We start from the raw sequence: 12,513 nt of genomic DNA on the forward strand, positions 1-12,513 counted from the left end.
CAGTTGACATTCCAAAATCCGTATAATATAATTACTAAATGTGTGACGTAGTTTGAAAACGCCGATGCCATAAGCCCCGGTAAGGCGGTTTCCTATATACATGAAACAGTAAATTGAATTTTTCACAGGAGGTTATATCCATGAACACCTTTATGGCAAATCCAGATAAGATTGAAAGAAAATGGTATGTTGTTGATGCAGAAGGATGTACATTAGGACGTCTGGCATCTGAAGTAGCAAAAGTATTACGTGGAAAAAACAAACCGGAGTACACTCCGCACGTAGATACTGGTGATTACGTAATCGTAATCAACGCTGATAAAGTAGCAGTAACCGGTAAAAAACTGGATCAGAAGATCTATTACAGCCACTCCGATTATGTAGGCGGAATGAAAGAAGCTACTCTTCGTGAGATGATGGCTAAGAAACCGGAGAAGGTTGTTGAACTTGCAGTGAAAGGCATGCTTCCAAAAGGACCTCTTGGAAGACAGATGTTCACGAAACTTCACGTATACGCTGGTGCAGAGCACGCTCATGCAGCTCAGAAACCAGAAGTATTAACATTTTAATAGGGAGGTAAAGAACATTGGCTAGCGCAAAATATTACGGAACCGGAAGAAGAAAAAAATCTATCGCAAGAGTATATCTTGTACCGGGAACTGGTAAAGTTACCATCAATAAAAGAGACATCGATGAGTATTTTGGTCTGGAGACCCTGAAAGTTATCGTTCGTCAGCCTCTGGCAGCTACAGAGACCGCTGATAAATTTGACGTGATCGTAAACGTTCACGGCGGCGGATACACAGGACAGGCAGGAGCAATCCGTCACGGTGTTGCACGTGCCCTTCTGACTGTAGACAACGACTACAGACCAGTTCTGAAAAAAGCAGGATTCCTGACTCGTGATCCTAGAATGAAAGAGCGTAAGAAATACGGTCTCAAAGCAGCTCGTCGTGCACCTCAGTTCAGCAAGAGATAATCTGCTGTTCAGACCGTATCAAAATGGTTCAAAAACCCCGGAAAATCAAGGTTTTCCGGGGTTTTACTATATCTAAACGGGCTGATATAGTTTGACCAAATTTGGAAAAACGAGAACCGTTTTCACCCAATTTTTAGTGGTCCGCAAGTGGTTAACCGGCCAAAAAGAGGGCAAAAAGAGGGTCAAGTGGTGCCCAAAGTGGTTAACCGAGAGCCGATTTTTGGGGGTGTTTTGGGGTCGCTTTTCAGCCCTTTGTTCCCTCGTTTTGGTCTGTGGCAGTTTGACATAGTTTGACCTAATTTGAATAATTGAATATGAATTTGATACAGCACTCAGTATAAAATGACTGGGTGCTTTTTTCATTTCAGGAACTCGTATTCCGGCGATAGAAAGAGCCGTCACTTCACTTTTTATTTTGGAGTGGCGGCTTTTTCTATTTCCAGAAGCAACAGAAACAATTAGAAATGAGGTGAAGTCAATGAACACGCAAATCATTGCCATTGCCAACCAGAAGGGCGGCGTTGGCAAAACCACCACCTGTGCCAATCTTGGAATCGGTTTGGCGCAGGCCGGAAAGAAAGTCCTGCTGATTGACGGAGACCCGCAAGGAAGCCTGACGATCAGCCTGGGCAATCCCCAACCGGACAAGCTGCCCTTTACGCTGTCGGACGCTATGGGTCGTATCCTGATGGATGAGCCGCTTCGTCCCGGCGAGGGTATCCTGCACCACCCAGAGGGCGTAGACCTGATGCCTGCGGACATCCAGTTATCCGGTATGGAGGTATCTCTGGTAAATGCCATGAGCCGTGAGACTATCTTGCGGCAATATCTGGATACGCTGAAGGGACAATACTCCCATATCCTCATCGACTGCCAGCCCTCCCTAGGGATGCTCACAGTCAATGCGCTGGCCGCTGCAAACAGGATCATAATTCCCGTTCAGGCGGAGTATCTGCCCGCCAAAGGGCTGGAACAGCTGCTCTCCACGGTAAACAAGGTAAAGCGGCAGATCAACCCCAAGCTCCAGATAGACGGTATCCTGCTGACGATGGTGGACAGCCGAACCAACTTTGCCAAAGAGATCTCCGCGCTCCTGCGGGAGACCTATGGCAGCAAGATCAAAGTATTCGGCACAGAGATCCCCCATTCTGTCCGGGCAAAGGAAATCAGCGCCGAGGGAAAAAGCATTTTTGCCCATGATCCCAGTGGCAAGGTGGCAGAGGGCTACAAAAATCTGACGAAGGAGGTGTTGAAACTTGAAAAGCAGCGCGAAAAAAATAGAGCTGGCCTCGGTAGATGATCTGTTTTCCACCGAAGAAGGCCGCCAGGATGCAAAGCTGGAAAAGATTCAGGAAATTCCGCTGTCTGAACTGCATCCCTTTAGGAACCATCCATTCAAAGTCAAGGATGACGAAGCCATGATGGAGACCGCTGACAGTATCAAGCAGTATGGCGTTCTGGTTCCGGCCATTGCCCGACCGGACCCGGAGGGCGGTTATGAGCTGGTAGCCGGACACAGGCGGCACAGAGCCAGTGAACTGGCAGAAAAGGAGACCATGCCGGTCATTGTTCGGGATTTGGACGATGATGCCGCTACAATCATTATGGTTGACAGCAACTTGCAGCGAGAAAGCCTGCTCCCAAGCGAAAGGGCCTTTGCCTACAAAATGAAGCTGGAGGCCATGAAAAGACAGGCTGGCAGACCGAGTAAAGAAAATTGTTCCCAAGTTGGGAACGATTTTGGGAAGAAGTCCAGCGAGGTTTTGGCAGAGCAAGTAGGTCAGAGTAAAAACCAGATTTTTCGCTATATCCGTCTGACAGAGCTGATTCCTGAATTGATGGATATGGTGGATGAAAAGAAGATTGCCCTGAACCCTGCCTATGAACTGTCCTTTCTCAAAAAGGACGAACAGGTAGACCTGCTGGATGCCATGGACAGTGAGCAGGCTACCCCTTCCCTTTCCCAAGCCCAGCGGCTCAAGAAATACAGTCAGGAGGGGCATCTGACCCTCGATATGATGCGTGTCATCATGGGTGAGGAAAAGAAAAGTGATCTGGACCGAGTAACATTTACCTCTGACACTTTGCGGAAGTATTTCCCCAAAAGCTATACGCCCCAGCGGATGCAGGAAACCATCATCAAGCTGCTGGAGGCATGGCAGAAAAAGCGTCAGAGAGACCAGGAACGATGAAAGGAGCCGCCTATGAGGGATATTTCAGCCCGTGAGCTGAAAGGACACAACATTCTCGCCGTAGAGAGGTTTTGGGATAACACCCGCTGGATGATCGAGTTTTCCGTCCTGCGTCCCAGCACTGCTTACGGAAGCCCCGGAGATGAAATGCGGTTGTTTTTGACTGAGGACGGGTATCAGGCCGCCCTGCAAAGCCAGCAGCGCCGGGAGATCAAGATCAAGCGTTACGCTCGTGTGATTGAGGGACATATCCTCGATTTCAAACCGGGAAAACGCCGCCGCTCATAAACCCATACAACGAAAGGAAAGGAATGACTATGTGTACGGTAAAGGAAATTCAAGAAGCAATCCGGGAAGATTGCAGATCTCAGCATGACATGGATTCAACGGATATTGACCGCGTGATGCAAACACTTCCTTTCGCCCAGGATGAGCCATTTACAGAGGTGCGTCCCCAAAAGCCGCTGTTTTGGTTCTATGCAAGAAAATTTGAAAAGCGCTAAACACCGCAATTTTTTGAAATGAGGATTGCGGTTTTTTTGTACCCAAAATTCGGAAGGAGTGAGGTCGATGGCCGTTTTTCGCATTGAACGGACCCGTGATTATACCGTGATGAGCAATCATCATTTACGAAATGCAAACCTGTCGTTAAAAGCCAAGGGGCTGCTTTCCATGATGCTGTCTTTGCCAGAGGACTGGAACTACACCACCCGTGGCCTTGCAAAGATCTGTAAGGAGGGCGTGGATGCCATCGGTGCTGCCCTGCGTGAACTGGAAGGAGCCGGATATATCGTGCGCCATCAGAGACGCGATAAAAGTGGGCGGATCACAGATACCGAGTATGTCATCTATGAACAGCCCCAGCCAGATATGTCCCAGCCGGATACGGCTTCACCAGATACGGAAAACCCGGATATGGTAAAACCGGATACGGAAAAGCCCGCAGAATTAAATATAGAGAAATCAAATACAGAAAAATCAATTACTTATGGATCAAGTACCGATTCCATTCCCTTCCGGGAAACAGCGGCGGAAAGACCGCCGGAACGGAAAGGAAGGGATGCGATGTCTGTCACAGAGATAGAAAATTATCGGGAGTTGATTTTGGAGAATATCGAGTATGACTGCTTGAAGCAGCGTTATCCTCTCTACCTGGATGACCTGAATGAGATCGTAGAGCTGTTGGTCGAAACGGTCTGTGCCAAACGAAAGACCACCCGGATCTCTGGGGCAGACTTCCCTCACGAGATCGTGCGTTCCCGTTTTTTGAAACTGGACAGCTCCCACATCGAGTTTGTCATGGACTGTCTGCAAAAGAATACCACCCAGGTACGCAACATGAAGCAGTACCTGCTTGCGGTGCTGTTCAATGCGCCTACCACCATGAATAACCACTACACTTCACTGGTCAATCACGATATGCACGCAGGCGCTGGTAAAGGCCGCCTTTTATCATGCCAAAGGAGGCACGACATGAACCAGATGGAAATTTTCAAAAACCCGGAGTTTGGCAGTATCCGTGTCATTGAGGAAAACGGCAAATACTTGTTCAGCGGAACGGATGTGGCTGCTGCGCTGGGGTACAGTAATCCCCGCGATGCAATTATCCGCCATTGTAGGTATGTCGTGAAACGCGACGCACCTCACCCACAAAGCCTCGACCGCAAAATCAGTATGACTTTTATCCCAGAAGGCGATTTGTACCGCCTAATCGTTCACAGCAAATTGCCATCGGCAGAGCGGTTTGAACAGTGGGTATTCGATGAGGTCTTGCCTACTATTCGTAAGCACGGGGCCTATCTCACAAAAGAGAAGCTGTGGGAGGTTGCCACTTCCCCGGAGGCTCTGATGAAGCTCTGCTCAGACTTGTTGGCTGAGCGTGAAGCGAATATTTCTCTGCGTAAGGAAAATGCACAGCTGGAGGGCAAAGCCGCTTTCTATGACCTGTTCATCGACTTAAAGCACAGCACCAATCTCAGGACTACCGCCAAAGAGTTGGATGTCCCGGAGCGCCGGTTTGTTCGGTTTCTGATAGAACGGCGGTTTGTGTACCGCACGGCATCCGGCAATGTGCTGCCTTATGCCAATGTGAAAAATGCAGGGCTGTTTTGCGTCAAAGACTACTGCAACCACGGTCATACCGGTTCCTACACGCTGGTCACGCCCCAGGGCAAGCTCTATTTTGCTCAGCTGCGGGAGATGATCTTGCTGGTCTTATAAGAACAGAAAGGAAGTGGGTTTTATGCAGGAAGGAAAAACAATCGGTCAGCTGATGGAGGAAATGCGTCAGAAAGCCGGGGCGCAGAACTATCACGGCCATGACTACATGGATCTTCAGCGATTTGCGGAGAACACCCGGCACATGATTATTTTTGATGTGCTGACGAATGACTCCCCGGTGGGCTGGAAAGGAGAACGAACCCGCCTGTTTTTGTCAGATATAGGCTATGAAAAAGCTCTGGACAGTCAGGCAAAGGGGCAGATCAAGATTCTCAGCCATGCAAAGGTCAGAAATGGAGATTTGTTTTATGACCACAAAGAACAGATACGATAGGAGGAATCTGATATGAATGAGGAAAAGAAAGTCCCCTTCAAGTGGGAATATGGGGAAGAAACCATATCGCTGCAACTTGGGATGTATGCGAATAATCAGCGGCTTTATATCGGCATGATTACCCATACAGAAGATGGAGCAGAACCGTTTGCAGATATGACGGTGAACCTACCGGGATATTCCCTGGACCCCGGAGAGGCGTTTATTTCCGGTGACATCAGCAAGGACCTGCTGCGATTCATCAAAGAGAACAAATTGGGGAAGGTGCTTCCCTATCAGGTGCAGTCCGGTTATGGAAAATATTCTGCCGTTGCCTTTGATCTGGAGAAGTTGAAGGTATTTGATCCCAAAGGTGTGGCAGAGTTTCGGGAAGAGTGGAATTTGCCGGATAAGAAGCCGGTAAAGAAAAAGAGCCGCGGGATGGAGCGATGAAGAAATATTTTCTCCGGCGGCTGGTGGTCCCGCCTTAGAAGAAAATGCACCACCCCTGCACATTTTGTGGAAAGGAGGCGATGAAAATGCAGGAAGAAGTGGAAAACAGAACTTTAACGCTGGTTGTCAGTGGAACAAAGTTCACCGGCAGGCTGCTCAAAGCCGCCATCAGCAAGTACATGGCCCACCGCAAGGAAAAGAAGCTGCAAAAGCAAAGAAGCCGTGACGCTCCTGTGACACCCCACGGAAAACAGACCGTCAAGCAGCTCATTGGTCAGAATCAGGGGATCTCCAATATCGAGATCACAGACCCTTCCATCAAGGAATTTGAGAAGATCGCCCGGAAATATGGTGTGGACTATGCGGTGAAGAAAGACCGCAGTAGCTCCCCACCCAAGTACCTGATCTTTTTCAAAGGCCGTGACGCCGATGCGCTGACCGCTGCATTTACCGAGTACACCAGCAAAAAGGTCAAGAAGGCCGAGAAAACAGAACGCCCGTCTGTGCTGGCAAAACTCAGTCAGTTCAAAGAGATGGTCAAAAATGCCGTGGTGGACCGCACCAAGCGAAAGGAGCTGGAACGATGAAAAAGCAGTTTGACATCAAAAAGCTCGTTTTGCTGAACCTGCCCTATCTCCTGATGGGGCTGTTTACTACCAACTTCGGGGAGGCATGGCGACTGGCTCAGGGGGCAAATGCTTCAGAGAAATTCCTTTCTCTGTTTGCTGTCCTGCCTGGGGCGCTGCAAAGCTTCTGGCCCAGCCTGCACCCGCTGGATCTGCTGGTGGGGCTGTGCTGCGGTGCTGGCCTGCGTCTGGCGGTGTATCTCAAAAGTAAAAACGCCAAGAAGTACCGTCACGGCATGGAGTATGGTTCTGCCCGTTGGGGAACCCGTGAGGATATTGCTCCCTACATCGACCCGGTGTTCCAGAACAATGTCATTCTCACAAAAACCGAAAGCCTGACCATGAACAGCCGCCCCAAGGACCCAAAGACCGCCAGAAACAAAAATGTGCTGGTGATCGGCGGCTCCGGTTCCGGTAAGACCCGCTTCTGGCTCAAACCAAATCTGATGCAGATGCACAGTTCTTATGTGGTCACAGACCCAAAGGGAACCATTTTGGTGGAGTGCGGGAAAATGCTCCAAAGGGGCGCACCCAAACTGGGAAAGGACGGAAAGCCCATGAAGGATAAGCACGGCAAGGTCATTTATGAGCCTTACCGGATCAAGGTCCTCAATACCATCAACTTCAAGAAATCCATGCACTATAACCCTTTCGCCTATATCCATAGCGAAAAGGACATATTGAAGCTGGTCACGACGCTGATCGCCAATACCAAAGGCGAAGGCAAGGCCGGAGACGATTTCTGGGTCAAGGCAGAAACGCTTCTCTATTGTGCGCTCATTGGCTATATCCACTATGAGGCTCCGGTGGAGGAGCAGAACTTCTCCACCCTTATTGAGTTCATCAACGCCATGGAGGTCCGGGAGGATGACGAGGAGTTCAAAAATCCCGTGGATCTGATGTTTGACGCATTGGAAGCAGAAAAGCCAAACCACTTTGCGGTGCGCCAGTATAAGAAATATAAGCTGGCGGCAGGTGTTGTATGCTCTAAAAGACTTCTTAATCAAGCGGTTGGGAAGTCTCTTAGAACACACAACCTAAAATCGAAGAAAGGAGCGCAAGTTATGAGAAAAAAACGAGAAAATCACTGCTCTGTACGAACGATTGAGCCGTGATGACTTTGGCAAAGATGATGACCAACAGCGTGAGAGCAACTCCATATCGAATCAAAAAGCAATGTTGGAGGACTTCGCCGCACGGCAGGGGTTTACGAACATTGTCCATTTCACGGACGATGGCATTAGCGGCACTTGCTTTGACCGTCCCGGATTTCTGGCAATGATGAAAGAGGTTGAAGCCGGAAATGTGGAGTATCTGTGTATCAAGGACATGAGCCGCATGGGTCGTGACTATCTGAAAGTCGGTCAGATTATGGAAATCCTGCGTCAGCGTGGCGTTCGCCTTATCGCCATCAATGACGGTGTGGACAGTGCCAGAGGTGACGATGATTTTACCCCTTTCCGCAACATTATGAACGAATACTACGCCAGAGACACCAGCCGTAAAATCCGTTCCACTTTTCAATCCAAAGGCAAGTCCGGCAAGCATCTCACAGGCACGGTCATTTACGGCTATCTTTGGAACGAAGCCAGAGACCAATGGTTGGTTGACCCCGAAGCCGCAGAGGTGGTCAAGCGCATCTTTGCCATGACGATTGAGGGCTACGGTCCGTATCAGATCGCCAGCAAGCTGAAAGAAGAAAAAGTCCTCATTCCGTCCGCTTACCTTGCCCAGCACGGCGAGGGCGTGAACAAAAACAAGACTTTCAAAGATGTGTACGGCTGGGGTTCTTCCACCATCTGCAACATTCTTGAAAAGCGTGAATATCTGGGACACACCATCAATTTCAAGACCCGAAAGCACTTCAAGGACAAGAAAAGCCATTATGTCCCGGAGGACGAATGGACAATTTTCGAGAATACCCATGAGCCTATCATTGACCAGCAGACCTTTGACCTTGTGCAGAAAATCCGTGGGAATGTCAGACGCTACCCGGACGGCTGGGGCGAAGCAGCTCCCCTCACGGGTTTGCTCTATTGCGCCGATTGCGGCGGCAAGATGTATGTCCACCGTACCAACAACGGCAAGCGTATTTCTCAATATACCTGTTCCCAATACAGCAAAGTCCCAGTTGGAAAGCTCTGCACGACACAGCACCGTATCAATGAAGATGTGGTACTGTCCCTTGTTTCCGAAATGCTCAAAGCTATTGCCGAGTATGCCAAGCATGACCGAGCCGAGTTTGTCCGTGTGGTGCAGGAAGCGCAGTCCAGCCAGCAGACCACAGAGGTCAGGAAACAGCGGACACGCCTTGCCACCGCAAAGCAGAGAGTTTCCGAGCTGGAAGTCCTGCTCTGCAAAATCTATGAGGACAACATTTTAGGCAAGCTGTCCGACAGCAGATACGCCACTCTGGACGCTCAATACGAAAAGGAACAGTCCGAGCTTACCGCTGAAATCTCTGTTCTGGAAAAGGCTGTCAAGAGCTATGAGAAGCACGAAAAGGACGCTGATCGTTTTATCGCTCTGATTGACAAATATGAGAACTTCGACAAGCTGACCATTGCCATGCTCAACGAGTTTATCGAGAAAATCCTTGTGCATGAGCGTGACCGCAAGGGCAGTATACAGACCACACAGGAGGTCGAGATTTACTTCAATTTTGTCGGGCGATTTGTTCCCCCGGCGTTTGGAGAAGTGGAGCTGACCCCGGAGGAATTAGAGGAAATCCGCAAACGTGAGGAACGCAAGGACAGGCTTCATCAGAACTACTTGAAACGGAAAGCCAGCGGAGCACAGAAGCGATACGAGGACAAAATCAAGGAGAGGAAAAAGACGGAAATCGAAGCCAAGAAAGCCGCCATTCGTGCGGAGGATATTGCAAAGGGAGTGTTCGTTCCCGTCAGCAGTTTACCGCAGAGAGAGCCGATGAAAGGAGTACAAACAGCATGAATATCACTTACACACAGAACGGTGATTATCTTATCCCGAACATCATTATCCGCAAGACCAAGCCCCTCGGACACTACGGCAGACTTCGCAAGGCGTATCTGGAAATGCACCGCCCGATACTGTTCAATGAGCTGGCGCTATCCGACAAGCTCTTTGAGCATTGCGCCGAGATTGACGAAGCGGCACGAAGCCGCATGGAGCTGATCGTGCCAGAGCTGGCAAAGCAGTACGGCGTGACAGAGCAACTGAAAGCTGAAAACCAAATGGAATGGGTGCGGCAGATGAACGCTTGCAAGGCACAGGCAGAGGAGATTGTGAAGTTTGAGCTGATTTATGACTGATACTGAGAGCGCCCGGACGAAAAATGTTCGGGCGCTCAAACGCTTGAACAAACTGTAACTTTTTCAAGGAGTCTATTGACTAAGGCACCGAGTATGAGTATAATTAGTTCCGCTACTTAGCAACGCTAATCAGCAGAACTAAAGTGTGGTGAAGATTATGGATAACAAATATGTGCAACAATTCAAAAAAGGCTCTCTTGAAATGATACTATTATCCTTAATCGGGCGCAAAGAGACCTATGGCTATGAAATAATCACAGAGTTAAATAGCAGTGCATCTGTCTTAGGATATGCAAAAGAGGGAACGATTTACCCTATTCTGTATCGCTTACAAGAAGCGGAACTAATTCAATGTCGTTTAGCACCAGCGGCTGCTAATGGCGGATCAAAAAAAATATTACTCCCTTACTCTTAAAGGAAAGGAAGTTTTACAGGAATTGATTACGTTTTGGTCCAGCTATACGGATTGTGTAAATAGCTTTATCGCCACCTATCAACAAACGGAGGTCTCAGAATGAAGGAGCAATACATAAGGCAGGTTGAAAAGGAATTAAATTTATCACGCAAAGCCAAAACCGAGGTTGTGCGTGACTTGAATGAAATATTTAATTCTGCCGTGGAGCATGGAGAAACTGAACAACAGGTAATCGAAAGGCTTGGAACGCCGCAAGAATTTGCTAACAGCACAGCAGAACAGTTTGGAATTGATAATTCCGTCCCAAAGAAACGGAAATGGATCATTTCAAGTGTCATTTCCCTTGTGGTAGCTATTGTTGCTTTTTTAATTTATGCTACTGCAAAGTCTGGTAAAGTGCCGGAAGGAGCAATCGGGCAAGCAGACGCAATGACAAACATTCAGGTTAATGGTGATTTTATTTTTGATGCTTCTCAAATTATTTTATTGGTTGGCATAATCGCTTTTGTATTTGCCACAATTCAGATTATCAGAGCTGTCCACAACAATAGGAGGTAACTATGAAAAGATTTATTCCGGGAATTGCAATTTTGCTTATATTGTCATTGACTGCTTGCTCCGCCCCAAAAACACCACCCAAAGACACAGGAGACGCAAGCAATTCGCAATCTGAAGGTATTATTAGGCTTGATGAGGGAGAATGGCCAGTCAATGAATATACTGAGGGACTTCCCGTTCCAACTGGCACAGTTGCATGGGCTATGCTTGATACAGAACACGGAAATTTCAGTATCAGTATTGCAGGTATAGACGAAAATGACTATGATAACTACATGGAACTTTTGATACAAGAGGGCTTTTCAGTAGTTGAGAATGTGTCAGAGAAAATCAAAGGAGAAAACTATGTTTCTGTCGGGACACTCCTATCAAATGGAGAAAAAGGTTTAAGTACCAGCTATATACCTGATAATTTAACAATTTATGTTTCATTTGAAAAATGAGAGCGTGCAATAAACAGCGAAGCAAAATCCCTTTAGGAACTAAAGGGCGCACTTCTATACTCTCTGTCGAGAGTAGTGCGTCCTGCGGAGCTTCATTCCCGGTCAGCAGAAAGAAACTGCATGACCGAGAATGTTTCGTCACTTTGTTCCGTCAAGGGAACTACACTCCCTTGCGACGCTTGTGCGTCTATCCCTTGTGGACTTGCCGTCCGCAAACAGCATGAAATGCTGTTCGCCGCCAGCAAGTTTGGAAAAACAAATACCGAAAATCAGACCGTTGACTGGTCGCACTATGCGAAAAGTTGACGGCCTTTTTTTATCCCCAAAATCAAAAAAGGAGGTCAATCACAATGACAAAACCGAAAACCCTTGAACATCTCCGAGCTGAAAAAGAACGAGCTGAGACGCAGCTTGCACAGGAACAGCACAAGCTCAACCGTCTTGAGAACAGAAAGAAGTATCTGGAGAAAGGCGAAAGGCAGAAACGCACCCATCGTCTTTGCAATCTGGGCGGCACGGTTGAGAGCCTTGCCCCGGAGGTCAAAGATCTCACACGCACCGAAATGACAGAGCTGATGGAACACATCTTTTCTCTGTCCGAAGTCCAGCGAGCCGTCCGTCACATGGCGATTACTCACACCAACCAAGCGAACAGAGAAAAGGAGTTGAAAGCCGATGGCACTATTTCATCTGAGCGTCACGCAGACTAAGCGAAGCGCAGGACAGTCCGCTATTGCTTCTGCCGCCTACCGTGCCGGGGAGCGATTGTATAGCGAGTATTACGGCGAATACAGCGACTACACCCGCAAGGGCGGCGTGATCTGCTCCGATATTCTCCTGCCGTCCCATGCACCGCCCGAATACGCAGACCGCCAGACCCTATGGAACGCCGTGGAAAAAGCCGAGCGTGGTAAGAACGCCCAGCTTGCATACAGCTTTGACATTGCCTTGCAGAATGAATTTTCCCTTGAGGAAAACATCGCTCTTGCAAGGCAATTTTTATTGGAGAACTTTGTGAGCC

At 48.5% G+C, this 12,513-nt stretch carries 17 protein-coding genes and 2 pseudogenes; all 19 read left to right on the forward strand.

Annotation, left to right across the window (positions count from 1 at the left end; translation table 11 throughout):
• Nucleotides 1-140: 140 nt before the first annotated feature.
• Nucleotides 141-569, forward strand: coding sequence for a 50S ribosomal protein L13 (rplM, locus tag DXA93_RS08030; protein ID WP_055219851.1), 429 nt, complete (start codon nucleotides 141-143; stop codon nucleotides 567-569).
• Nucleotides 570-586: 17 nt separating this feature from the next.
• On the forward strand, nucleotides 587-979 hold the full coding sequence (gene rpsI / locus DXA93_RS08035; protein WP_055219853.1) for a 30S ribosomal protein S9: 393 nt from the start codon (nucleotides 587-589) through the stop codon (nucleotides 977-979).
• Nucleotides 980-1,457: 478 nt separating this feature from the next.
• Nucleotides 1,458-2,279 (forward strand): ParA family protein, encoded by an 822-nt coding sequence (locus tag DXA93_RS08050; protein ID WP_009272673.1) that lies wholly within the window; start codon nucleotides 1,458-1,460, stop codon nucleotides 2,277-2,279.
• On the forward strand, nucleotides 2,236-3,171 hold the full coding sequence (locus DXA93_RS08055) for a ParB/RepB/Spo0J family partition protein (protein ID WP_009272672.1): 936 nt from the start codon (nucleotides 2,236-2,238) through the stop codon (nucleotides 3,169-3,171). The genes DXA93_RS08050 and DXA93_RS08055 overlap by 44 nt, the downstream gene beginning before the upstream one ends.
• Before the next feature lie 12 nt (nucleotides 3,172-3,183).
• Nucleotides 3,184-3,459 (forward strand): DUF5720 family protein, encoded by a 276-nt coding sequence (locus tag DXA93_RS08060; RefSeq protein WP_006775625.1) that lies wholly within the window; start codon nucleotides 3,184-3,186, stop codon nucleotides 3,457-3,459.
• A gap of 23 nt (nucleotides 3,460-3,482) precedes the next feature.
• The gene (locus tag DXA93_RS08065; RefSeq protein WP_425463780.1) at nucleotides 3,483-3,674 is read left to right on the forward strand and encodes a hypothetical protein; all 192 of its coding nucleotides are present in this window, start codon (nucleotides 3,483-3,485) and stop codon (nucleotides 3,672-3,674) included.
• A 67-nt stretch (nucleotides 3,675-3,741) separates the two neighbouring features.
• Nucleotides 3,742-4,602: pseudogene (locus tag DXA93_RS08070) on the forward strand (DUF6017 domain-containing protein); the annotation flags it as partial.
• Between the two features lie 42 nt (nucleotides 4,603-4,644).
• Nucleotides 4,645-5,391 carry a BRO family protein gene (locus DXA93_RS08075; protein WP_009272669.1) on the forward strand — a complete coding sequence of 249 codons (747 nt, stop codon included), beginning with the start codon at nucleotides 4,645-4,647 and terminating at the stop codon, nucleotides 5,389-5,391.
• A gap of 22 nt (nucleotides 5,392-5,413) precedes the next feature.
• Nucleotides 5,414-5,725 carry a DUF5720 family protein gene (locus tag DXA93_RS08080; protein ID WP_006775629.1) on the forward strand — a complete coding sequence of 104 codons (312 nt, stop codon included), beginning with the start codon at nucleotides 5,414-5,416 and terminating at the stop codon, nucleotides 5,723-5,725.
• Nucleotides 5,726-5,737: 12 nt separating this feature from the next.
• Entirely contained in the window at nucleotides 5,738-6,157 is a 420-nt protein-coding gene (locus tag DXA93_RS08085) for a DUF4313 domain-containing protein (protein WP_006775630.1), read from the forward strand.
• An 86-nt stretch (nucleotides 6,158-6,243) separates the two neighbouring features.
• The gene (locus tag DXA93_RS08090; RefSeq protein ID WP_118639941.1) at nucleotides 6,244-6,744 is read left to right on the forward strand and encodes a PcfB family protein; all 501 of its coding nucleotides are present in this window, start codon (nucleotides 6,244-6,246) and stop codon (nucleotides 6,742-6,744) included.
• A pseudogene (locus DXA93_RS19700) lies at nucleotides 6,741-7,787 on the forward strand (type IV secretory system conjugative DNA transfer family protein); the annotation flags it as partial. The gene DXA93_RS08090 and the pseudogene DXA93_RS19700, both read left to right, overlap by 4 nt.
• A 100-nt stretch (nucleotides 7,788-7,887) precedes the next feature.
• Complete coding sequence (locus DXA93_RS19705) at nucleotides 7,888-9,735, forward strand: DUF4368 domain-containing protein (protein ID WP_119208039.1); 1,848 nt, start codon at nucleotides 7,888-7,890, stop codon at nucleotides 9,733-9,735.
• A complete protein-coding gene (locus tag DXA93_RS08105; protein ID WP_117805435.1) occupies nucleotides 9,732-10,076 on the forward strand; it encodes a TnpV protein in 345 nt (114 codons plus the stop codon). Before DXA93_RS19705 ends, DXA93_RS08105 begins: the two co-directional genes overlap by 4 nt.
• 145 nt (nucleotides 10,077-10,221) lie before the next feature.
• Nucleotides 10,222-10,491, forward strand: a complete 270-nt coding sequence (locus DXA93_RS08110) for a PadR family transcriptional regulator (protein ID WP_243109177.1) — start codon at nucleotides 10,222-10,224, stop codon at nucleotides 10,489-10,491.
• Between the two features lie 99 nt (nucleotides 10,492-10,590).
• Nucleotides 10,591-11,049, forward strand: a complete 459-nt coding sequence (locus DXA93_RS08115; protein WP_118717890.1) for an HAAS signaling domain-containing protein — start codon at nucleotides 10,591-10,593, stop codon at nucleotides 11,047-11,049.
• A gap of 2 nt (nucleotides 11,050-11,051) precedes the next feature.
• Entirely contained in the window at nucleotides 11,052-11,492 is a 441-nt protein-coding gene (locus DXA93_RS08120; RefSeq protein WP_119208041.1) for a DUF6591 domain-containing protein, read from the forward strand.
• 350 nt (nucleotides 11,493-11,842) lie between these two features.
• A complete protein-coding gene (locus DXA93_RS08130; RefSeq protein ID WP_119208044.1) occupies nucleotides 11,843-12,202 on the forward strand; it encodes a DUF3847 domain-containing protein in 360 nt (119 codons plus the stop codon).
• On the forward strand, nucleotides 12,168-12,513 hold a 346-nt coding region (locus DXA93_RS08135; RefSeq protein WP_158583281.1), incomplete at its 3' end, for a MobA/MobL family protein. The genes DXA93_RS08130 and DXA93_RS08135, both read left to right, overlap by 35 nt.

The organism is Blautia sp. OF09-25XD (assembly GCF_003482095.1).
GTDB classification, from domain to species: Bacteria; Bacillota; Clostridia; order Lachnospirales; family Lachnospiraceae; genus Fusicatenibacter; species Fusicatenibacter saccharivorans.